Origin of the sequence: Streptomyces pallidus (ex Mingjun et al. 2026) (genome assembly GCF_051550185.1) — a bacterium.
Classification (GTDB): domain Bacteria; phylum Actinomycetota; class Actinomycetes; order Streptomycetales; family Streptomycetaceae; genus Streptomyces.
Genome location: NZ_CP196181.1, coordinates 3547760 through 3568665 on the forward strand (window position 1 = coordinate 3547760; position 20906 = coordinate 3568665).

General features: G+C 72.8%; 21 protein-coding genes. 10 read left to right on the forward strand and 11 right to left on the reverse strand.

Annotated elements, in window-relative coordinates:
* Window positions 1-49: 49 nt before the first annotated feature.
* Window positions 50-637: a M23 family metallopeptidase gene (locus tag ACSHWO_RS15435; RefSeq protein WP_361096732.1), complete on the reverse strand. Its 588-nt coding sequence runs from the start codon at window positions 635-637 to the stop codon at window positions 50-52.
* Between the two features lie 507 nt (window positions 638-1144).
* A complete protein-coding gene (locus ACSHWO_RS15440; RefSeq protein WP_361096668.1) occupies window positions 1145-3667 on the reverse strand; it encodes an ATP-dependent Clp protease ATP-binding subunit in 2523 nt (840 codons plus the stop codon).
* Between the two features lie 449 nt (window positions 3668-4116).
* Here ACSHWO_RS15440 and ACSHWO_RS15445 point away from each other — a divergent pair, with 449 nt between their 5' ends.
* Window positions 4117-4698, forward strand: a complete 582-nt coding sequence (locus tag ACSHWO_RS15445) for an SCO3374 family protein (protein WP_438312464.1) — start codon at window positions 4117-4119, stop codon at window positions 4696-4698.
* Here the strand turns inward: ACSHWO_RS15445 and ACSHWO_RS15450 are convergent.
* From ACSHWO_RS15450 to ACSHWO_RS15480, 7 genes are all read right to left on the reverse strand, one after another.
* The gene (locus ACSHWO_RS15450) at window positions 4677-5015 is read right to left on the reverse strand and encodes a histone-like nucleoid-structuring protein Lsr2 (RefSeq protein WP_361096662.1); all 339 of its coding nucleotides are present in this window, start codon (window positions 5013-5015) and stop codon (window positions 4677-4679) included. The genes ACSHWO_RS15445 and ACSHWO_RS15450 overlap by 22 nt on opposite strands.
* A gap of 164 nt (window positions 5016-5179) precedes the next feature.
* On the reverse strand, window positions 5180-5710 hold the full coding sequence (locus ACSHWO_RS15455; protein ID WP_361096659.1) for an amino-acid N-acetyltransferase: 531 nt from the start codon (window positions 5708-5710) through the stop codon (window positions 5180-5182).
* A gap of 9 nt (window positions 5711-5719) precedes the next feature.
* Window positions 5720-6313 carry a BlaI/MecI/CopY family transcriptional regulator gene (locus ACSHWO_RS15460; protein ID WP_438312467.1) on the reverse strand — a complete coding sequence of 198 codons (594 nt, stop codon included), beginning with the start codon at window positions 6311-6313 and terminating at the stop codon, window positions 5720-5722.
* A 108-nt stretch (window positions 6314-6421) separates the two neighbouring features.
* Window positions 6422-6595, reverse strand: a complete 174-nt coding sequence (locus ACSHWO_RS15465; RefSeq protein ID WP_361096653.1) for a hypothetical protein — start codon at window positions 6593-6595, stop codon at window positions 6422-6424.
* A gap of 13 nt (window positions 6596-6608) precedes the next feature.
* Window positions 6609-7259 carry a hypothetical protein gene (locus tag ACSHWO_RS15470; RefSeq protein ID WP_438319111.1) on the reverse strand — a complete coding sequence of 217 codons (651 nt, stop codon included), beginning with the start codon at window positions 7257-7259 and terminating at the stop codon, window positions 6609-6611.
* 114 nt (window positions 7260-7373) lie between these two features.
* On the reverse strand, window positions 7374-7559 hold the full coding sequence (locus ACSHWO_RS15475) for a DUF397 domain-containing protein (RefSeq protein WP_361096650.1): 186 nt from the start codon (window positions 7557-7559) through the stop codon (window positions 7374-7376).
* 123 nt (window positions 7560-7682) lie between these two features.
* Window positions 7683-8798, reverse strand: a complete 1116-nt coding sequence (locus tag ACSHWO_RS15480) for a threonine aldolase family protein (RefSeq protein ID WP_438312469.1) — start codon at window positions 8796-8798, stop codon at window positions 7683-7685.
* 97 nt (window positions 8799-8895) lie between these two features.
* On the opposite strand from ACSHWO_RS15480, the gene ACSHWO_RS15485 reads away from it, so the two are divergent.
* Genes ACSHWO_RS15485 through ACSHWO_RS15505 form a run of 5 tightly spaced genes read left to right on the forward strand, consistent with a single transcriptional unit; the run spans window position 8896 to window position 14421 of the window.
* Window positions 8896-9885: a Rossmann-like and DUF2520 domain-containing protein gene (locus ACSHWO_RS15485; protein ID WP_438312471.1), complete on the forward strand. Its 990-nt coding sequence runs from the start codon at window positions 8896-8898 to the stop codon at window positions 9883-9885.
* Window positions 9882-10898 (forward strand): pantoate--beta-alanine ligase, encoded by a 1017-nt coding sequence (gene panC, locus ACSHWO_RS15490; protein WP_385842689.1) that lies wholly within the window; start codon window positions 9882-9884, stop codon window positions 10896-10898. The genes ACSHWO_RS15485 and panC overlap by 4 nt, the downstream gene beginning before the upstream one ends.
* A complete protein-coding gene (locus ACSHWO_RS15495; protein WP_361096641.1) occupies window positions 10895-12631 on the forward strand; it encodes an L-aspartate oxidase in 1737 nt (578 codons plus the stop codon). Before panC ends, ACSHWO_RS15495 begins: the two co-directional genes overlap by 4 nt.
* Window positions 12628-13608, forward strand: coding sequence for a carboxylating nicotinate-nucleotide diphosphorylase (nadC, locus tag ACSHWO_RS15500; protein ID WP_361096638.1), 981 nt, complete (start codon window positions 12628-12630; stop codon window positions 13606-13608). The genes ACSHWO_RS15495 and nadC overlap by 4 nt, the downstream gene beginning before the upstream one ends.
* 3 nt (window positions 13609-13611) lie before the next feature.
* Window positions 13612-14421, forward strand: coding sequence for a type III pantothenate kinase (locus ACSHWO_RS15505; RefSeq protein WP_361096635.1), 810 nt, complete (start codon window positions 13612-13614; stop codon window positions 14419-14421).
* Window positions 14422-14461: 40 nt separating this feature from the next.
* Here the strand turns inward: ACSHWO_RS15505 and ACSHWO_RS15510 are convergent, their stop codons facing one another.
* Window positions 14462-14671: a hypothetical protein gene (locus tag ACSHWO_RS15510; RefSeq protein ID WP_361096632.1), complete on the reverse strand. Its 210-nt coding sequence runs from the start codon at window positions 14669-14671 to the stop codon at window positions 14462-14464.
* A gap of 179 nt (window positions 14672-14850) precedes the next feature.
* Here ACSHWO_RS15510 and ACSHWO_RS15515 point away from each other — a divergent pair, with 179 nt between their 5' ends.
* Both ACSHWO_RS15515 and ACSHWO_RS15520 read left to right on the forward strand, forming a co-directional pair.
* Window positions 14851-15972, forward strand: coding sequence for a DUF5937 family protein (locus tag ACSHWO_RS15515; protein WP_438312474.1), 1122 nt, complete (start codon window positions 14851-14853; stop codon window positions 15970-15972).
* Window positions 15973-16146: 174 nt separating this feature from the next.
* Window positions 16147-17697, forward strand: coding sequence for a M28 family metallopeptidase (locus ACSHWO_RS15520; protein WP_438312476.1), 1551 nt, complete (start codon window positions 16147-16149; stop codon window positions 17695-17697).
* Window positions 17698-17752: 55 nt separating this feature from the next.
* Here the strand turns inward: ACSHWO_RS15520 and ACSHWO_RS15525 are convergent, their stop codons facing one another.
* Window positions 17753-18724, reverse strand: coding sequence for an SAM-dependent methyltransferase (locus ACSHWO_RS15525; protein ID WP_438312478.1), 972 nt, complete (start codon window positions 18722-18724; stop codon window positions 17753-17755).
* A 107-nt stretch (window positions 18725-18831) separates the two neighbouring features.
* Between ACSHWO_RS15525 and ACSHWO_RS15530 the strand changes: the two genes are divergently transcribed.
* Both ACSHWO_RS15530 and ACSHWO_RS15535 read left to right on the forward strand, forming a co-directional pair.
* Window positions 18832-20034, forward strand: a complete 1203-nt coding sequence (locus ACSHWO_RS15530; protein ID WP_438312481.1) for a sensor histidine kinase — start codon at window positions 18832-18834, stop codon at window positions 20032-20034.
* 52 nt (window positions 20035-20086) lie between these two features.
* Window positions 20087-20797, forward strand: coding sequence for a response regulator transcription factor (locus ACSHWO_RS15535; RefSeq protein WP_361096617.1), 711 nt, complete (start codon window positions 20087-20089; stop codon window positions 20795-20797).
* Window positions 20798-20906 lie beyond the last annotated feature (109 nt).

A 20906-nucleotide genomic window follows, 5' to 3' on the forward strand; every position in this document is an offset into this window, starting at 1 on the left:
GTTCCGGCGTGAGTGCGTCCGGGAGGTCCGGTGCGCTGCTCCGGGTGCGTCAGAGGGTGACGCCGGCGGCGCGGAGGAAGGCGACCGGGTTCACGGCCGAGCCGTAGTTCGGGGTGGTCCGGATCTCGAAGTGCAGGTGCGGGCCGCTGGAGTTGCCGGTGTTGCCGGACAGGCCGATCTGGCCGCCCTTGGCGACCTTCTGGCCGACGCGGACCTGGATCTTGGACAGGTGCGCGTACTGGGAGTAGGTGTTGTTGCCGTGCTTGACCACGATGGCGTTGCCGTAGGCGGGGCCGTCGCCGCCGCCGTTGGGGCCGGCCTTGACGACGACACCGGCGCTGACGGCCTTGACCGGGGTGCCGACCGGAACGGCGAAGTCCTGGCCGGAGTGCTTGTGGGACCACATGTTGCCGCCCAGGCCGAACGTCGCGGAGAGCGTGTACCTGGCGACCGGCTTCTGCCAGGCGCCGGCCTTCGCGGAGGCGGCCGAGACGGCGGTCTGCGCGGCGGGCAGGGTGGCGGGGGTCTGGGCGGCGAAGGCGGCAGTGGCGCCGGCCCCGAGGGCCAGGGTCGCACCGAGAGCGGTGGCGCCGATGGCGAGGCGGGTACGACGGGTGCTGATGCGCTTCGCGAACATGTAGAAGACCTCCGGGGCCGGGAACAGGGGCACTCAGGCAAGAAGCGACCCGGCACCGTGAGCAGCGAAGTGCCGGGCTTGCCCAACCTTGGTAACCCGTGCACCGCCCCATCCCCAAACGTCCCGATTACTACCGCCGCTCGTAGGGGAGGGGGGTGTGGCGCAGCCGCTTGACCCCTCTCCGCCTGCAGGAATACAGGCCGACATGGGGGACGAATCGGACATTGGATCTACGAAAGATGGTAGGAAGTCCGTTTTGTCCTGTGCGGCTTGTCACCGGCGCAGGCCCTCTGCGGGCCCTTCCGGGACAAGGCCCTGCAACCCGCGGACCTCCGAAGGACTCGCCCGACGGACTCGCACGACGGGTGCCCCGCCACCGCCGCCCGCCCCGGGCCGCGAAGAGCCGTCCTCCCGCGCGGCGCGGCAAAAGGGGCGGCCCCGGAACCGAGTGGTTCCGGGGCCGCCCCTTCGGCCTGTGACGGCCTGCCCGCGCCGCGGGCGGGGCCGTCAGCCCTTGCTCAGGTCCGGGCCCGAGCCGGTGGCCTCGATCGGCGGGAGGTCCGGCAGGGCCGACTTCTCCTCGCCGCGGAAGGTGAACTTGGCGGTCTCGCCCTCACCCTCCGTGCCGACGACCACGATGTGACCGGGGCGCAGCTCGCCGAAGAGGATCTTCTCCGACAGGATGTCCTCGATCTCGCGCTGGATCGTGCGGCGCAGCGGACGCGCACCCAGGATCGGGTCGTAGCCGCGCTTGGCCAGCAGGAGCTTGGCCTCGCCGCTGAGCTCGATCCCCATGTCGCGGTCCTTCAGGCGCTCGTCCACCTTGGCGATCATCAGGTCGACGATCTGGATGATGTCTTCCTGCGACAGCTGGTGGAAGACCACCGTGTCGTCGACACGGTTCAGGAACTCGGGGCGGAAGTGCTGCTTCAGCTCCTCGTTGACCTTGGCCTTCATGCGCTCGTAGCCGGTCTTGACGTCGCCCTGGGCGGCAAAGCCCAGGTTGAAGCCCTTCGAGATGTCCCGGGTACCCAGGTTGGTCGTCATGATGATGACCGTGTTCTTGAAGTCCACGACCCGGCCCTGGGAGTCGGTCAGTCGACCGTCCTCCAGGATCTGGAGAAGGGAATTGAAGATATCCGGGTGGGCCTTCTCGACCTCGTCGAAGAGGACGACGGAGAACGGCTTGCGGCGCACCTTCTCGGTGAGCTGGCCGCCCTCTTCGTAGCCCACGTAGCCGGGGGGCGAACCGAAGAGGCGGGAAACCGTGTGCTTCTCGCTGAACTCCGACATGTCGAGGGAGATCAGCGCGTCCTCGTCACCGAAGAGGAATTCGGCGAGCGTCTTGGAGAGCTCGGTCTTACCGACACCGGAAGGGCCGGCGAAGATGAACGAGCCACCCGGGCGCTTCGGGTCCTTCAGACCCGCACGGGTACGGCGGATCGCCTGGGAGAGCGCCTTGATGGCGTCCTTCTGGCCGATGACGCGCTTGTGGAGCTCGTCCTCCATGCGCAGCAGACGCGAGGACTCCTCCTCGGTGAGCTTGAAGACGGGAATGCCGGTCGCGGTCGCGAGGACCTCGGCGATGAGCTCGCCGTCGACCTCGGCGACGACGTCCATGTCGCCGGCCTTCCATTCCTTCTCGCGCTTGGCCTTCGCGGAGAGGAGCTGCTTCTCCTTGTCGCGGAGGGAGGCCGCCTTCTCGAAGTCCTGGGAGTCGATCGCCGACTCCTTGTCCCGGCGCACGGCCGCGATCTTCTCGTCGAACTCGCGGAGGTCCGGCGGCGCGGTCATCCGGCGGATGCGCATCCGGGAGCCGGCCTCGTCGATCAGGTCGATCGCCTTGTCCGGCAGGAAGCGGTCCGAGATGTACCGGTCGGCCAGGGTGGCCGCCTGTACGAGGGCCTCGTCCGTGATGGAGACGCGGTGGTGGGCCTCGTAGCGGTCGCGCAGACCCTTGAGGATCTCGATCGTGTGCGGCAGCGAGGGCTCGGCGACCTGGATGGGCTGGAAGCGGCGCTCCAGGGCCGCGTCCTTCTCCAGGTGCTTGCGGTACTCGTCGAGCGTGGTGGCACCGATGGTCTGCAGCTCACCGCGGGCCAGCATCGGCTTCAGGATCGAGGCCGCGTCGATGGCGCCCTCCGCGGCACCCGCACCGACCAGCGTGTGGAGCTCGTCGATGAACAGGATGATGTCGCCGCGGGTGCGGATCTCCTTCAGGACCTTCTTCAGGCGCTCCTCGAAGTCACCGCGGTAGCGGGAACCGGCGACGAGCGCGCCCAGGTCGAGGGTGTAGAGGTGCTTGTCCTTGAGGGTCTCGGGCACCTCGCCCTTGACGATGGCCTGGGCCAGGCCCTCGACGACGGCGGTCTTGCCGACGCCGGGCTCGCCGATGAGCACCGGGTTGTTCTTGGTACGGCGGGACAGCACCTGCATGACCCGCTCGATCTCCTTCTCGCGCCCGATGACCGGGTCGAGCTTGGATTCGCGGGCCGCCTGGGTGAGGTTGCGGCCGAACTGGTCCAGGACGAGCGAGGTCGAGGGGGTGCCCTCGGCCGGGCCGCCTGCCGTGGCCGACTCCTTGCCCCCACCGGAGTAGCCGGAGAGCAGCTGGATGACCTGCTGCCGGACCCTGTTGAGATCGGCGCCCAGCTTGACCAGGACCTGGGCGGCGACGCCCTCGCCCTCGCGGATCAGGCCCAGCAGGATGTGCTCGGTGCCGATGTAGTTGTGGCCGAGCTGGAGGGCCTCTCGGAGCGAGAGCTCCAGGACCTTCTTCGCCCGCGGGGTGAAGGGGATGTGGCCGGACGGGGCCTGCTGGCCCTGACCGATGATCTCCTCAACCTGCTGGCGAACAGCCTCGAGCGAAATCCCGAGGCTCTCCAGGGCCTTAGCGGCGACACCCTCACCCTCGTGGATCAGACCCAGGAGGATGTGCTCGGTGCCGATGTAGTTGTGGTTGAGCATCCGGGCTTCTTCCTGAGCCAGGACGACAACCCGCCGCGCGCGGTCGGTGAACCTCTCGAACATCGTTTATCGCTCCTCAGAGCGGTCGGGCAGTTCGGGGTCGGTCCCCGCCCTGTCCTTCCGCATGCTAGTCCCGCGGGGCGGGACAGCTCATTCCAACTGCCGACATCCGTCCGCGATCACCCCCACGTCAGTGGGGAAAACCGGCTTCAACAGCCGACAACTGCTCCAACCCGATGGTGCGAGACGATGTTCCCGCAGGCCAGGCAGATACCCGTCACACGTGTACGCCGATGGCGAACGGGACCCGCTCAAATCAGCGTGTCGCCCCGATCCACTAGGAATGTCTTACCCGTAAGCAGTGACAGTCCATGCCCTCGGCACCGGGTCACTCCGCTACGGGCGAACACGATTGGGTCCCGAATGTGGGACTCCACCCCCTGGAGCTTTACGTTCCGCATTGATCGGAGCGCACAGCGTAACTCGCGGAAGCGGTTCGGAGTTGCCCCGTCATGGCCTTCACCGTTCCACCGCCCCGCACGGCTCCGGACGACGACTGCGCGTCCTGGTACGAGGAGGTGCTCGGCTGGACCGTCGCGGGCGGGCCGCCCGCCCAGCTGGTCACCGGGACCCGGTTCGACGTGCTGGAGCTGCCGTCCGATGCGGGGGCGGAGCTGCTGCGCCGCCCCGTGGCCACCGGGCCGGTCGCCCTCATGGGGCGCAGGATGCGGTTCCTCGTCGCGGCGGGCGCCGCGGAGGAGCTGCCGGGGCTGCTGGACTGGCTGGAGTGGGGCGGGGTCGCCCTCGACCTCACGGCCCTGGGCGCCGGTGGCCGGATCACGGCTCCGGTTCCCCCGGGACGGGCCGCGGGGGGAAGTCCCCGGGGGGCCGCCGTGTGGCTGCGACCCCCCGAGCGGGGGTGTGAGGCACTGCTGCCGGCCCTGCCCGGTCCTGGGCAGGGCGGCTTCGGCCTCCGGCAAGGTGCTGCCCGGCCGGATCTCGTACGCCTGGTCGCCGCGGCGGCGACGGAATGCCACCGGGCACGGCTGCGGCGGCGTACGCCGGTACGGGATCAGCCCTTGGCGTTCTCGTAGGCCTCGCGGATGTCCGCCGGGACCCGACCGCGGTCGTTGACGTTCAGCCCCTGGGCCTTGGCCCAGGCACGGATCTCGGCGGTGTCCGGGTTGCCGGAGCTCGCTGCGGCCCGGCCCTTGGTGCGGCCCGCGGCGGCACGGCCGCCGGTGCGGCGACCGCCCTTGGTGTACGGCTCGAGCAGACCACGGAGCTTTTCCGCGTTGGCGGTGGTGAGGTCGATCTCGTAGGTCTTGCCATCCAGAGCGAACGTCACGGTCTCGTCCGCCTCGCCACCGTCGAGGTCGTCGACAAGAAGGACCTGAACCTTCTGTGCCACCGGATTTCCTTTCATCGAAAAGCAGTACGCGGAAAGGAAACCGCTTTTGCCTGGAAAACACAAACCCCCCGGGAGAGGTTCAGGACCGCAGCGAGGAGGGAAACGTGCGCGATTCGGACATAGGCCACAGGTGCGCGGAGCCCGGGAAAAGCCGCCGTGATCGTTCAGAGGTGCAGAAGCATCCGGCTGTTGCCCAAGGTGTTGGGCTTCACTCGTTCGAGACCGAGGAACTCGGCGACCCCCTCGTCATAGGAACGAAGGAGCTCCATGTACACATCGGTCTCGACCGGTGTCTCGCCGATCTCGACGAAGCCGTGCCCCGCGAAGAAGTCCACTTCGAAGGTGAGGCAGAAAACCCGGCGGACCCCCACCGCACGGGCGGTCTCCAACAACTGCGCGAGCAGTCGATGGCCGACTCCCGCCCCCTTCAACTCGCGGTCGACGGCGAGAGTGCGCACTTCGGCGAGGTCTTCCCACATCACGTGGAGTGCGCCGCAACCCACCACCCGGCCGTCCGAGACGCGTTCCGCGACCCAGAACTCCTGGATGTCCTCGTAAAGGGTGACCGGGGCTTTGTCGAGGAGGATCCGCTCCTGCACGTACTGGTCGAGCAGGCGGCGCAGCGCGCGGACATCGCCGGTACGGGCACGGCGGATGGTCACCGTATTTGCTGGGGCAGGGGAAATCTCGGACATGACCGGACGCTATCGCCCCGGGCCGGGGCGGTCTGCGGCGGAGTCCCCTTCGGGCCCGGGGGCCGCCCCGGGGGGCTCGGGGGCCGCCCCGGAGGCGGTTTGGGGGGCGGCTTCGGGGGCGGGGCCGGCGGGGGGTTCGGGGGTGGGGCCGGGGCTCTGCGGCGCGGGCCCGGCGGGGGCCTCCGGGGCCTCGGGGGCCGGCCACGGTGCGGGGGCTGGGGCCTGGTCGGCGGCCGATTCCTCGTCGTGCTGGACGATGCGGATGGCGTCGCGGAGCGCCTCGCGCTGTTCCGGGGACATCATGCCGAAGAAGGCCACCAGGGCGGCCGCCGGGCTGTCGCTCGTGGACCAGGCTTCGTTCATGAGTGCGGCCGAGTAGGCGGCGCGGGTGGAGACCGCCGTATATCGATAGGCGCGGCCTTCGGCTTCCCGGCGGACCCAGCCCTTCTGATGGAGATTGTCCATAACGGTCATCACCGTGGTGTACGCGATGGACCGTTCTTGCTGGAGGTCTTCCAGCACTTCACGTACGGTGACCGGGCGGTTCCACTGCCACACCCGCGTCATGACCGCGTCTTCGAGTTCTCCCAGGGGGCGAGGCACAACAGCACGATAGTGCGGAATGTGGGGAATTGCCCGGCTATTCACGCGACACCGGGCAACAAAACCGGGCGTAGGGCCCGGAGGCCGTACGCCCGGAACGCCCGCCCGCTACGGGCGGGGCTGGGCCTGCTGCGCGGCTTCGGCGCGGGAGAGCGCGGCGTCGACGGCAGCGTCCTCCTTGGCCTTGTTGGCACCGCCCTGGCTCTTCACGATCGTCACGACGAGGGCGATGAAGAACGCGGCCATCACGACAGGGGGAACGAGCGCGGAAACGTAGTCCATGGCCCCAGCGTAGCTACCCGGCCGCACGCCCGGCCGCCGGGGGCGGAGTGGGCTTGCGGCGCGGCGGGAACACCTCGCCGGGGGTCGGCACGGGCCGCTCGGGCCTCTCGGGGCGGGGCGGGTCCTGCGGGGCCGGCTGGGGGCGGGGCGGCTCCTTGGTGCCGCCCCCGGAGTCCCGGCCGTCGCCCTCGCGGCATCCGGCGTCCCGGCCGGCGCCGCGGGATCCGCCCGGCTCCGCGGCGTCCCGTCCGCCGGCCAGGGCCAGCAGCCGGGTCCGGGGCGGCGGGGCGGCCGGCAGCCGCCGCCGCAGCGAGCGCTCCGCGACGGCCTGGGCGCGCTCCAGCAGTGCCGCCGCGACCGGGTTGGCGCGCAGGGCGCGCAGGGCGGCGAGGTCGTCCGGTGCGGGCTCGTAGCCGGCGGCCAGGGCGTCCTGGAGCAGCTCCAGGTAGCCGGAGAGGCTGCCGGGCAGGGCGCCGCGGTAGCGCACGAGGTCGGCGAGGAGGAACGCTCTGAGCCGGCCCGCCTCCTGGACCGCTTCGTCCACCGACTGGGCGAGGCGCAGGCAGTCCTGCACCTCGGGTGCCGTCAGGGGGGCCGTGGAGGACTGGAGGGCATGGGCGAGGGTGCGCCTGAGCACGCGCAGCTCGGCGGCGCTGAACGCCATGCCGCCGCGGGATCCGTAGGGCGTGGGCATGAGCCGAAGATACGCGCTAATCGGACAAAATCCCCTGATCGCCGTGATTCCGGCGCGGCGGCTGCGGGCGTGGACCGGCGGCGGTCAGCCGGTCTTCTTCACGGCGTCCAGGAAGTCGGCCCAGGCGGCCTGCGTGGTGGCCAGGACGAGGTGCGCCGGGTCGGCGCGGTCGGCCACACGGACCAGGTGTCCGGGGGTGGCCAGCACGTAGACGCAGGCCTCCCCCTCTCCGCAGTACGAGGACTTCTGCCACGCGGGGTCAGCGGTCATGGTGTCTCTCCTCCGAATGGACGGGCTGGTGCTCCCGTGATGGGACGGTAACCCCGCAGGCGCGCCTGGTCGGCCACTTCGGCCGAATTCGGTGCGTCGCGCGGCCCCAGGCCCGGGCGGGGGTCACAGGCGGGCCAGGAAGGCGGCGACGGCGTCGGCGGTGTCCGGGCCGGTCCAGGCCAGGCCGGGCCCGCCGACGGTCACCTCGGTGACCGCCAGGCCCGGCACGGGCGCCGGCTGCCAGCTGCGGAACAGCACGGTGCCGGTCTCCTCCGCCAGCCGGATCCCGGCGTCCGTGAGCCGGTCCGCCGGGTACGGCAGCCAGACCTGGAACTGGTGGGTGTGCGGCACCTCCGGGTGGATCCGGAACCAGGGGGTCCCGGCCGTGCGGAAGCCGTCCCGCAGCCCCTGGGCCACCACGCGCGCGTGGGCGACGTACGCGGGCAGCCGCGGCAGCTCCCGCTCCAGCCCGGCCAGCGCCGACAGGGCCTGCGGGAACTGGCGGAAGACCTGGCCGCCGTACCGGTGGCGCCACGTCTTCGCCTCGGCGACCAGCGCGGCCGGGCCCGCGAGCGCCGCCCCGCTCAGCCCGCCCAGCGACTTGTAGAAGGACACGTACACCGAGTCGGCCAGGGCCGCGATCTCCGGCAGGCTCCGGCCGAGGTGGGTGGTGGCCTCCCACAGCCGGGCCCCGTCGAAGTGGACGACGGCCTCCCGCTCCCGGGCCGCGCCGACGAGGTCCTCCAGCTCCTCCCAGGTCGGCAGCAGGAAGCCGGCGTCGCGCAGCGGGAGCTCCAGCACCAGCGTGCCGAAGGGCTCGGCGAGGTCGGCGACCTCCTCGGCGGTGGGCTGGCGGAGCTCCCGCGTGGGGTGGACCGTGCGCAGCCCCGAGACCAGGGACAGAGCGCCGCCCTCCCACAGCTCGGGGTGGCTCATCGGGTGCAGGGCGACCACCGGGTTGCCGGTGCGGCCCGCCCAGCAGCGCAGGGCGATCTGCTGGGCCATGGTGCCCGACGGGAAGAAGGCGGCCTCCTCCATGCCGAGGAGCTCGGCGACCCGCTGCTCCAGCCGTGCCACGACGCCGTCGCCGTACACGTCGGCGGGCTCGTCGGGGTCGGGCGCGGCGAGCTCCGCGAGCAGTTCGCCGACCGTCGTCTCGCGGGCGCCGTCCGAGAGCTTGCGGTGGGCCTCGCGGCCCGCCGCGACCAGCCGGTTCATCCGGTCCATGTCATCGGTCATGGCCCAGATCATCGCCGATCGCCCCCGGCGCCCAGGGGCTAGCATGGCGGCGTATCGTCCGGTACCCCCGCGGACTGGAACGGAAGGCCCACCCCGCGTGAACGCACCCCATCAGACGGAACCCCGGGATCCGTCCGCCCGACCTGCCCGGTTGACCGTCGGCGTCGTCGGGGCCGGCCGGGTCGGCCCGGCCCTGGCCCGCGCCCTCCAGCAGGCGGGCCACCGCCCGGTCGCCGTCTCCGGCGTCTCGGACGCCTCCCGCCGCCGCGCCGAGCGGATGCTGCCCCACGTACCGCTCGTCCCGCCCGCGCAGGTGCTGGAGCTGGCCGACCTGGTGCTGCTGACCGTGCCCGACGACGCCCTGCCGGGGCTCGTGCAGGGCCTCGCCGACACCGGCGCGGTACGGCCCGGGCAGCTGCTCGTGCACACCTCGGGGCGGTACGGGGCCGCCGTCCTGGACCCGGCCCGCCGGGCGGGCGCGCTGCCGCTGGCCCTGCACCCCGCGATGACGTTCACCGGCACCGAGGTCGACGTGCAGCGGCTCGCCGGCTGCTCCTTCGGCGTCACCGCCCCCGACGAGCTGCGGCTCGCGGCCGAGGCCCTGGTCATCGAGATGGGCGGGGAGCCCGAGTGGATCGCCGAGGCGAACCGCCCGCTCTACCACGCCGCCCTCGCCCTCGGCGCGAACCACCTGGTCACGCTGGTCGCCCAGGCCATGGAGCTGCTGGCCAAGTCCGGCGTGGAGCACCCCGACCGGATGCTCGGCCCGCTGCTGGGCGCGGCCCTGGACAACGCCCTGCGCTCGGGGGACGCCGCGCTGACCGGGCCGGTGGCCCGCGGCGACGCGGGCACCGTCGCCGCGCACGTGGCGGAGCTGCGCCGGCACGCTCCGGGGACGCTCGGCGGGTACCTGGCGATGGCCCGGACGACCGCGGACCGGGCCCTGGCGCACGGTCTGCTCAAGCCCGAGCTGGCCGAGGACCTGCTGGGGGTCCTCGCGGACGGCGCCGTCGCCGGCGCCGACGGCGGCCGCGGCGGGCACGACCCGAACGGCACCGAGGGACCCGAAGGGGGCGACGGCCGGTGAGCCACGACCTGCTGCTGATCGACACCGCGCAGAAGCTCGCGGAGCTCCCGCGCACCGGCTCCGGGCCGCGCGCGGTCGTCATGACGATGGGCGCCCTCCACGAGGGGCACGCCACCCTGATCCGGTCGGCACGGGAGCTGGCCGGGCCCGGGGGCCAGGTCGTCGTCACGGTCTTCGTCAACCCGCTGCAGTTCGGGGCGAACGAGGACCTCGACCGCTACCCGCGGACCCTCGACGCCGACCTGGAGCTGGCCCGCGGGGCGGGTGCCGACGCCGTGTTCGCCCCGGCCGTCGACGAGGTCTACCCCGGCGGGGACCCGCAGGTGCGGATCACCGCCGGCCCGATGGGCACCCGCCTGGAGGGGGCGACCCGGCCCGGGCACTTCGACGGCATGCTGACCGTCGTCGCCAAGCTGCTCCACCTCACCCGCCCCGACCTGGCCCTGTTCGGCCAGAAGGACGCCCAGCAGCTGGCCCTGATCCGGCGGATGGTCACCGACCTGAACTTCCCCGTCGAGGTGGTCGGCGTACCGACCGTCCGCGAGGAGGACGGGCTCGCGCTGTCCTCCCGCAACCGCTACCTGTCCGGCCCCGAGCGGCGCACCGCCCTGGCCCTGTCCCGCGCCCTGTTCGCGGGCCGCGACCGGCTCGCCGCGCAGGCCGCGCTGCGGGCCCGCGCCGAGGCGGCCCCCGCCAGCGACGAACGCGCCACTGCCCTGGCCCGGCTGGGCGAGATCCGGGCATCGGCCGACGCGCACGCCGTGTCGTCCGCGGCCGCCGCGGCGGGCACCGGCCTGCCGGACGCCGTACGGGCCGCGGCCCGGCACGTCCTGGACGAGGCCGTGCGGCACGAGCCGCCGCTGGTCCTGGACTACCTGGCCCTGGTGGACCCGCAGGACTTCACCGACGTCGGCCCCGACTTCACCGGGCGGGCCGTGCTGGCCGTCGCCGCGAAGGTCGGCACGACCCGGCTGATCGACAACATCCCATTGGAGTTCGGAGCACACTCGTGAGCACCCCAGGCACAGGTCCCGCCGCCGGTACCGGCATACGGCTGCACGCGCCTGCCCCCGGCTGGGCCGTCGAGGCCGACGTCGTGGTCGTCGGCTCGGGCGTGGCGGGTCTGACGGCCGCGCTGCGCTGCGCCGCCGCGGGCCGCCGCACCGTCGTGGTCACCAAGGCCCGGCTCGACGACGGCTCCACCCGCTGGGCGCAGGGCGGGATCGCCGCCGCGCTCGGCGAGGGCGACACCCCCGAGCAGCACCTGGACGACACCCTGGTCGCGGGCGCGGGCCTGTGCGACGAGCAGGCCGTCCGGCTCCTGGTCACCGAGGGGCCCGACGCGGTGCGCCGGCTGATCGCCGCCGGTGCCGTCTTCGACACCTCCGCCGAGACCGGCGAGATCGAGCTGACCCGCGAGGGCGGCCACCACCGGCGCCGGATCGCGCACGCGGGCGGCGACGCCACCGGCGCGGAGATCTCCCGTGCCCTGGTCGAGGCCGTGCACGCGGCGGGCATCGAGACCGTCGAGAACGCGCTGGTCCTGGACCTGCTCCAGGACGCCGAGGGCCGCACGGCCGGTGTCACCCTGCACGTCATGGGCGAGGGCCAGCACGACGGGGTCGGCGCCGTCCACGCGCCCGCCGTGATCCTCGCGACCGGCGGCATGGGCCAGGTGTTCTCCGCGACGACCAACCCGTCGGTGTCCACCGGCGACGGCGTGGCGCTCGCGCTGCGCGCCGGGGCCGAGGTCTCCGACCTGGAGTTCGTCCAGTTCCACCCCACCGTCCTGTTCCTCGGCCCGGACGCCGAGGGCCAGCAGCCGCTGGTGTCGGAGGCGGTCCGCGGCGAGGGCGCCCACCTGGTCGACGCGGACGGCGTCCGCTTCATGGTCGGCGCGCACGAGCTGGCCGAGCTCGCCCCGCGCGACATCGTCGCCAAGGGCATCACGCGCCGCATGCAGGAGCAGGGCGCGCAGCACATGTACCTGGACGCCCGGCACTTCGGCGCCGCGATGTGGGAGCAGCGCTTCCCGACCATCCTGGCCGCCTGCCGGGCCCACGGCATCGACCCGGTGACACAGCCGATCCCGGTCGCGCCCGCCGCGCACTACGCCTCCGGCGGCGTACGCACCGACCTGCACGGCCGCACCACCGTGCCCGGCCTGTACGCGTGCGGCGAGGTCGCCTGCACCGGCGTGCACGGCGCGAACCGGCTGGCCTCCAACTCCCTGCTGGAGGGGCTGGTCTTCGCCGAGCGGATCGCCGAGGACATCGTCGCGAGCGCCCCGGCGGGCAGCGGTCCGGGCATACCGGTCCCCTCGACCGGCCCGCTGCAGCCCGCCGAGGCCCGGTACGAGGTCCAGCGCATCATGACGGAGGGCGCGGGCGTGCTCCGCTCCGCGGAGTCCCTGCGGGCGGCGGCCGCCGCCCTGGAGGACCTGTACGCCACCGCGCTCACCGCCCTGGAGACCAACGGCAAGACGGCCGTGCCGGGCACGGAGACGTGGGAGGCCACGAACCTGCTGTGCGTGGCCCGGGTGTTGGTCGCCGCCGCCCTGCGGCGCGAGGAGACCCGCGGCTGCCACTGGCGCGAGGACTTCCCCGAGCGCGACGACGCCGCCTGGCGCCGCCACCTCGTCGTCCGGCTGTCCCGCACCGAGAAGCGGGCCCTGGTCGTCACCCCCACCGACTCCGCGGACCTCCCGTCCGTACAGCACCCCCCGAGCCAGGAGCAGGCATCGTGAGCACCCCCGAACTCCCCCTGATCGAGCAGAACGAAGGCGGCTGCGGCGACGACTGCGGCTGCGGCGACGGCGAGGAGAGCGGCCTGGACCCGGCGCTCGCCGGGCTGCTGGCCGAGGCGGGCCTCGACCCCGTCGAGGTCGAGGACATCGCCCACATGGCGCTGGCCGAGGACCTCGACGGCGGCGTGGACGTCACCACCGTCGCGACCGTGCCCGAGGACGCCGAGGCCGTGGCCGACTTCGTCGCCCGCGAGGACGGCGTCGTGGCCGGGCTGCGCGTCGTCGAGGCCGTGTTCTCCGTCGCGTGCACCGAGGCGTTCGAGGTCGAGCGGCACGCCGAGGACGGCGACACCGTGAAGAAGGGCGACGTGCTGCTGTCGGTGCGGGCCCTCACCCGGGACCTGCTGACCGCCGAGCGCAGCGCGCTGAACATCCTGTGCCGGCTGTCGGGCATCGCCACGGCCACCCGCCGCTGGGCGGACCTCCTGGAGGGCACCGGGGCGAAGGTCCGCGACACCCGCAAGACCACGCCGGGCCTGCGCTCGCTGGAGAAGTACGCGGTGCGCTGCGGCGGCGGCGTGAACCACCGCATGTCCCTGTCGGACGCGGCGCTGGTCAAGGACAACCACGTGGTCGCCGCCGGCGGGGTCGCGGAGGCGTTCAAGGCCGTGCGCGAGGCGTTCCCGGAGGTGCCCATCGAGGTCGAGGTGGACACCCTGCACCAGGCGCGCGAGGTCATGGACGCCGGGGCCGACCTGATCCTCCTCGACAACTTCACGCCGTTGGAGACCGAGGAGGCGGTCATCCTGAACAAGGGGCACAACAAGGGCCGGGCGATCCTGGAGTCCTCCGGCCGGCTGACCCTGGAGAACGCGCGGGCGTACGCCGAGACGGGCGTGGACTTCCTGGCCGTGGGTGCGCTGACGCACTCCTCGCCCATCCTGGACATCGGGCTCGACCTGCGCGAGGCGGTGTAACCGGTGCTGCTCACCATCGACGTCGGCAACACCCACACCGTGCTGGGCCTGTTCGACGGTGACGAGATCGTCGAACACTGGCGCATCTCCACCGACCCGCGCCGCACGGCCGACGAGATGGCCGTCCTGATGCAGGGCCTGATGGGCACGCACCCGATGCTCGGCAGCGAGCTGGGCGACGGCATCCACGGCATCGCGATCTGCTCGACGGTCCCGGCGGTCCTGCACGAGCTCCGCGAGGTGACCCGCCGCTACTACGGCGACGTCCCCGCGGTGATCGTGGAGCCCGGCACGAAGACCGGCGTGCCGATCCTCATGGACAACCCGAAGGAGGTCGGCGCGGACCGCATCGTGAACGCGGTCGCGGTGGTCGAGCTCTACGGGGGCCCCGCGATCGTGGTCGACCTCGGTACGGCGACCACCTTCGACGCGGTGTCCGCGAAGGGCGAGTACGTGGGCGGGGTGATCGCCCCGGGCATAGAGATCTCGATGGAGGCCCTGGGCGTGCGCGGGGCCCAGCTCCGCAAGATCGAACTGGCCCGGCCGCGGCACGTGATCGGCAAGTCCACGGTCGAGGCGATGCAGTCGGGCGTGGTGTACGGCTTCGCGGGCCAGGTCGACGGGGTCGTCACCCGCATGGCCCGGGAGCTGGCGGGCCCGCACGGCGATCCCGGCGACGTCCGGGTCATCGCCACGGGCGGGCTGGCGCCGATGGTGCTCGGCGAGTCCTCGGTGATCGACGACCACGAGCCGTGGCTGACGCTGATCGGGCTGCGCCTGGTCTACGAGCGCAACGCGCCGAACTTCTCCTGAGCCGGCCGCCGAGCGGCCGACCGCCCGCCCGGTCCCGCCGTCAGCAGGGCCGGGGGCGGCTCAGCAGGCGGCGGACGGCGGCCCGCCACGGGTGGTGTGCCGCCCGTCCGTCCAGTACGGCCCGGAACTGTTCGTAGCTCCGGGCCGCCCGCACCACGGCGACGTCGTCGCGGCCCGGCGGCGGGGGCATGGGGGCGCCCTGCTGGGACGCCCGGTACGTGTCGATGAGGTACTGCTCGATCGCTGTCATACCTCCACCCTGGGCCCTGGGGCGGCCGGCCGCTCGTCGATTGACGATGCCGGTCAATCGACGCCCTGACCAGCAGTGCAGCCCGGTCCGCCGCCCTCCGGGGGACAGCCGCCGACCGCGCGCCGCGCCGGTGGCCGCGGCGCGGCCGGATCGGGCCCGGCGGAGGCCAGAATGGCCCGATGAGCGTCACCATCGACATCGCCGGGCTCCCCGACGAGAAGATCGCCTTCGCCCCCTCGCCGCTCGCCGAACTCTGCATGACCCTGCACGCGCTCTCCCAGCCCGCCCACCACCCCGGGCTCGCCTCCTGGACCGCCGCCACCGCCGCCGGGCTCGACCCCTGCCTCGCGGACCGGCTGCTGGAGGGCGACTTCATGTGGCGGAGCTCCTTCGCCGACATCTTCATGGCCTTCGCCGGCGTCCCCGGCGGCACCGGGCGGCCCGCCGCGACCCTGGCCGAGGAGCTCGACGTGCTCGACGAGCTGGACGACGAGCGGTTCGTGATGGCCGCCCTGGAGCACTGCTGGCTGGCGCTGTACAACGAGGGCGGCGGCCCCTCCCCGCTGACCGACGCCGGCGCCCGGGCCAAGGTGCTGGAGACGGCCGCCGCCCGCGGCCCCGGCCGGCTGGAGTTCTCCCGGCGGCTGCTGGACGACACCGCGGCCGTACGGGTGTGGATGCGCCGGCTCATGGAGGACTGCCACGAGGCCTTCTTCGACGAGACCTGGCGGCGGATCGAGCCCGAGCAGACCGCGGACGCCCGGCACAAGACCGAGGTGCTGCGCCGCAGGGGACTGGCCGCCGCGCTGAAGGAGGTCTCGGCCGCCCTGAGCGTCGACGAGGCCCGCACCACCATCACCGTCGACAAGATGGTCCACGGCACGGCCACCGCGACCGATCCCGAGATAGGCGCCGGCCTCGTGCTCGTCCCGACGCACTTCGGCTGGCCGCACCTGCTCGTGCTGCACGCCCCCGGCTGGCGACCGGTGGTCCACTACCCGGTGCGCAACCCCGAACTGCCGTCCCCCGGTTCGGTGGAGCTGCTCCAGCGGCGGATGGAGGCACTGGCCCACCCGATGCGGATGATGCTGTGCCGGAGTCTGGCCCGCGCGCCGTACACGACGAGCGAGTTGGCGACCGTGCACGGGATCACCCCGCCGGAGGTGTCGCGGCACCTGTCCGCGCTGAAGAAGGCGGGACTGCTCCATACGCGCCGTCAGGGACGGTATGCCCAGCACCAGTTGGATCTGGGGGTCGTCGCCCGGATCGGACCCGACTTCATCGAGGGCATACTGCGCTAGCGGTGGCCGGAACCCTGCTGCGCAGAAGCACCGATATACGGAATTCACAAACCGGAATCAGTGAAAACTCTGGCCAGATCACCCCGCTCGTCTATAACGTGCGTCCACCACTCCCCCCACGTACCGCGCATCGCCACCCGTCTGTCTGCTCGCACCTGTCGTGGAAGGACCTTCATGCCCTCACGCCGTATAGCCGCAGCAACCGCCGCCCTGGCCGTCGCAGCCGTCGTCTCGCCGCTGCTGCTGGCCGGCCCGGCCGGCGCCACCAGCCCCCAGAGCGACGCGGCCCGGGCGGACGCACTGGCCAGGAAACTGGTCAAGGACTCCACCGGCAAAGGCGCCTACAACCACCTGAAGGTCCTTCAGTCCATCGCCGACTACAACAACGGCACGCGCGTGGCCGGCTCCAAGGGCCACGTGCAGTCCGCCCAGTACGTCGAAGCGGTGCTGAAGAACGCCGGCTACAAGGTCTCGCGCAACGAGTTCGACTTCACCTACGTCGAGACCATCGCCGAGACCCTGAAGGTCAACGGGGCGAACGGCCGCGACGTGCCGATCCACCTGATGACGTACACCGCGAGCGGCCCCGAGTCCGGCGTCACCGCACAGGTCGCCGCGGCGCCCGTCGACGCCGACGGCAGCAACGGCTGCGAGCCCGGCGACTTCGCCGCGGGCACCTTCACCGGCAAGATCGCCCTGATCAAGCGCGGCGGCTGCACCTTCGCCACCAAGCAGACCAACGCGGCCGCGGCCGGCGCCGTCGGGGCGGTCATCTACAACAACACCGACGGCGCCCTCAACGGCACCCTCGGCGACCCGAACGTCGGCAAGATCCCGACCGGCGGCATCACCCAGGCCGAAGGCCAGCGGCTCGTCGCCGACGCCGCGGCCGGCCCGGTCGAGGTGACCCTGGACATCCGCGAACTGCGCGAGCAGCGCAAGACGTTCAACGTCATCGCGGAGACCCAGGGCGGCGACGAGAACAGCACCGTCTTCCTCGGCGCCCACCTCGACTCGGTGGCGGGCGGGCCCGGCATCAACGACAACGGCTCGGGCTCGGCCGGCATCCTCCAGGTCGCGCAGCGCCTCGCGGGCGACCAGAAGAAGGTCAAGAACAAGGTGCGGTTCGCCTGGTGGTCGGCCGAGGAGTTCGGCCTGCTCGGCTCCGAGGCGTACGTCGGCGGTCTGACCGAGGCGCAGAAGAAGCAGATCAAGCTGTACCTGAACTTCGACATGATCGCCTCGCCGAACCCGGCCTACTTCGTCTACGACGGCGACAACTCCGACGGCGTCGGCGCCGGTCCGGGCCCGGAGGGCTCCGCCCAGCTGGAGCGCGGGATCACCGACTTCCTCGACGCGAAGGGCATCCCGCACGAGGGCACCGACTTCGACGGCCGCTCGGACTACGGGCCGTTCATCGAGGCGGGCATCCCGGCCGGCGGCACCTTCACCGGCGCCGAGGGCATCAAGACCGCCGCGCAGGCGGCGAAGTTCGGCGGGGAGGCCGGCAAGGCCTACGACCCGAACTACCACGCCAAGGGCGACGACCTGTCGAACATCGACCAGAAGGCGCTGGACATCAACGTGGACGTCATCGCGAACGCGGTGGGCCACTACGCCCACGACCTGGCACCGCTGTCGCAGCCAGTGGTCTCCCAGCCGACCGGCGGCGGCTCGGGCAGCGGCGGCCTGCACGCGGGCCACGGCAGTGAGGTGACCGAGTAGCGTCCGCCCGCGGGCGGAGCGGAGGGGCCGGCCCTGCCGGCCCCTCCGGCACGTGTCAGTCCGGCCAGGCGGCCACGCCGACCGGCTGCACCAGCCAGCCGAAGTCGCCCAGCCCGCCGCGCGCGGTGAGCTCGGCCGCCTCCCCCGCCGCGGCGAGGGCCCGGACGTAGCCCACCGGGTCCGAGGAGGCCAGGGCGAGCGGGGGCCGGGCGCCCGAGACGCCGAGCGCGGCCAGCGCCTCCCGCTGGGTCAGCAGCACCGCGCCCGGCCCCGCGCAGGCGTCCAGGGCCACGTGCGCGGTGACGTCGCAGCTGCCGTCCGGGACCGGGGCCACCTCGCGGCCCTCCCGGAAGCCGGTCAGCGTGCCGTACGCCGGCCGCGTCCCGCGGGTGTGGGCGTAGTCCACTGCCACCGCCAGCCCCCGCTCCAGGGTGGCGACGGCCGCCGCCCAGGCCTCGTCCCGCGGCCGCCCGATCTCGGCCCGGCCCGGACCCGGCCACCACCGCTCCAGCCAGACCCGGTCGGCGTCGTCCAGCGCGGCGCCCGGGCTCTCGGTGCCGTCCGGCGCGACCAGCACGTAGCGCCCGTCCTGCGCGACGTCCAGGGGTACGTTGTCCAGCCACTCGTTGGCGAACAGCAGCCCCGTGACCCCCGCCGGCGGCTCGGCCGCCCACCGGATCCGCGGGTCCAGGCCCGGCGGCCGCTCCGCCTTCTCCACCGCGTACGGGCGCACCCGCGCGGCCACCCGGTCCGGCAGTGCGGCGAGCACCCCGGCCAGCATCTCCCCGCGCCCGGCCCCGACGTCGACCAGGTCCAGCCCCTCCGGGGCGCCGAGCTGCTCGTCCACCCGGCACAGCAGCCGGGCCACGGCCCCCGCGTACAGCGGCGAGGCGTGCACGGAGGTGCGGAAGTGCCCGGCGGGGCCCGGGCCGCCGGGGCGTACGTAGAAGCCGCCGGGCCCGTACAGCGCGGCCTCCATCGCCGCGCGCCAGCCGACCGGACCCCTGGTTCCGCCCTGAGTGCTCATCCCCCACAGGCTAAGCGCGTCCTCCACCTTGCGGAGTACGCCCCCGGATCACGGATCGCACCTGTGGTTGACTCCAGCACCTATCTTCTTTCCCTACGCTGGGTTACGTGCAGCGCCTCTACGACTTCCTCCGCAGACACCCGACGGGCGTCGACACCTTCTGGGCTGTCCTCCTGTGCGGGAGCGCCCTGCTGGAGGTCGCCGACAAGGGCAGCTACGACACCGCCACCAAGCTGCTCGCCGTCGTCTCCGTGCTCGCGATGGGCGTCGTCGTGGCCATGCGCCGCAGGTGGACGCGGCAGATGTTCTGGCTGGCCGTCGGCACCGGCGCCTACCAGCTGCTGGCCGGCGTCGAGTCGCACACCGCGGACTTCGCCATGCTGGTCGTCCTGTACACCGTGGCCGCCTCGGCCGAGCTCCCGCGCAGCCTGTCGCGCGCCGCGCTCGGCATCGGGCTGGCCGCCTCCCCGCTGTACGCGCTGCGCTTCCCCGTCGACAAGGGCGACACCACCAACAACGTCATGTTCGTCCTGTTCGCCATGGTCCCGTTCGCCCTCGCCTGGGTGCTCGGCGACTCCCTGCGCACCCGCCGCGCCTACTACGCCCAGCTCGTCGAGCGGAACCAGCGGCTGGAGAAGGAGCGCGAGGCCCAGGCCAAGGTGGCCGTGGCCGCCGAGCGCGCCCGGATCGCCCGCGAACTGCACGACGTCGTCGCGCACAACGTGTCGGTGATGGTGGTGCAGGCGGACGGCGCGGCGTACGTCATGGACGTGGCGCCGGACCAGGCCAAGGAGGCCCTGCAGACCATCTCCGGCACCGGACGCCAGGCACTGGCGGAGATGCGCCGCCTGCTCGGCGTGCTGCGCACCGGGGAGCCGCAGGAGGCCGAGGACTACGTGCCGCAGCCGGACGTGGAGCAGATCGAGGTCCTCGTCGAGCAGGTCCGGGCGGCCGGCCTCTCGGTGGACTTCGAGGTCGAGGGCGCCCCGCGCAAGCTGCCCAGCGGCGTCGAGCTGACCGCGTACCGGATCGTGCAGGAGGCGCTGACGAACACGCGCAAGCACGGCGGCCCCGACGCCAGGGCGAGCGTCCGGCTGGTCTACTTCGACGACGGGCTCGGCCTGCTCGTCGAGGACGACGGCCGCGGCGCGGCCCACGAGCTGTACGAGGACGGCGGCGCCGACGGCGCCGGCCACGGCATGATCGGCATGCGCGAGCGGGTCGGCATGGTCGGCGGCACCCTGGACGCGGGCCCGCGCCCCGGCGGCGGCTTCCGGATCAGTGCGCTGCTCCCGCTGAAGAAGGGCTGACCTGCCCCCGGCCACCGGTCCGGTGGACCCGGCCGCTGCGTATGCTCGCCGTATGACTGCCTCTGACGCGCCCACGCCGGCGAATTCCGTAAGGGTCATGCTCGTCGACGACCAGGTGCTGCTGCGCACGGGCTTCCGCATGGTGCTCGCCGCCCAGCCGGACATGGAGGTGGTCGCCGAGGCCGGCGACGGCCTGGAGGCGCTGGAGGTGCTGCGGTCCACGAAGGTGGACGTGGTGCTGATGGACGTCCGCATGCCCCGGCTGGACGGGGTCGAGGCCACCCGCCGGATCTGCGAACGCCCCGAACACCCCAAGGTGATCATCCTGACCACCTTCGACCTCGACGAGTACGCCTTCTCCGGGCTCAAGGCGGGCGCGAGCGGCTTCATGCTCAAGGACGTCCCGCCGTCCGAGCTGCTGGCCGCGATCCGCTCCGTGCACAGCGGCGACGCCGTCGTGGCCCCCTCGACGACCCGGCGGCTGCTGGACCGGTTCGCGCCCATGCTGCCGACCGGCGCCACGGAGCCGCAGAACAAGGAGATCGAGCGGCTGACCGAGCGCGAACGGGAGGTCATGCTGCTGGTGGCGCAGGGCCTGTCGAACGGTGAGATCGCGGGCCGGCTGGTGCTGTCGGAGGCCACCGTCAAGACGCACGTGGGCCGCATCCTGACCAAGCTGAGCCTGCGCGACCGGGTGCAGGTCGTCGTCCTCGCGTACGAGTCCGGGCTGGTCCGGGCGGGCGGCGGGGCCGGGACCGCCTAGTGCTGTGGCCGGAAAGGTTTGCCGGCTCGCGGCGTCCGGTGCGGTGCATCGCAAGGCGGAGGGCCGCGGCTCGTACTGGACGTACTTGCGCGGTCCGACAACGCGGCGA

Coding starts and splice junctions, on each gene's coding strand:
- ACSHWO_RS15435 (WP_361096732.1), bottom strand. CDS start 637: ATGTTCGCGAAGCGCATCAGCACCCGTCGTACCCGCCTCGCCATCGGC.
- ACSHWO_RS15440 (WP_361096668.1), bottom strand. CDS start 3,667: ATGTTCGAGAGGTTCACCGACCGCGCGCGGCGGGTTGTCGTCCTGGCT.
- ACSHWO_RS15445 (WP_438312464.1), top strand. CDS start 4,117: ATGGCCTTCACCGTTCCACCGCCCCGCACGGCTCCGGACGACGACTGC.
- ACSHWO_RS15455 (WP_361096659.1), bottom strand. CDS start 5,710: ATGTCCGAGATTTCCCCTGCCCCAGCAAATACGGTGACCATCCGCCGT.
- ACSHWO_RS15465 (WP_361096653.1), bottom strand. CDS start 6,595: ATGGACTACGTTTCCGCGCTCGTTCCCCCTGTCGTGATGGCCGCGTTC.
- ACSHWO_RS15470 (WP_438319111.1), bottom strand. CDS start 7,259: ATGGCGTTCAGCGCCGCCGAGCTGCGCGTGCTCAGGCGCACCCTCGCC.
- ACSHWO_RS15475 (WP_361096650.1), bottom strand. CDS start 7,559: ATGACCGCTGACCCCGCGTGGCAGAAGTCCTCGTACTGCGGAGAGGGG.
- ACSHWO_RS15480 (WP_438312469.1), bottom strand. CDS start 8,798: ATGACCGATGACATGGACCGGATGAACCGGCTGGTCGCGGCGGGCCGC.
- ACSHWO_RS15510 (WP_361096632.1), bottom strand. CDS start 14,671: ATGACAGCGATCGAGCAGTACCTCATCGACACGTACCGGGCGTCCCAG.
- ACSHWO_RS15515 (WP_438312474.1), top strand. CDS start 14,851: ATGAGCGTCACCATCGACATCGCCGGGCTCCCCGACGAGAAGATCGCC.
- ACSHWO_RS15520 (WP_438312476.1), top strand. CDS start 16,147: ATGCCCTCACGCCGTATAGCCGCAGCAACCGCCGCCCTGGCCGTCGCA.
- ACSHWO_RS15525 (WP_438312478.1), bottom strand. CDS start 18,724: ATGAGCACTCAGGGCGGAACCAGGGGTCCGGTCGGCTGGCGCGCGGCG.
- ACSHWO_RS15535 (WP_361096617.1), top strand. CDS start 20,087: ATGACTGCCTCTGACGCGCCCACGCCGGCGAATTCCGTAAGGGTCATG.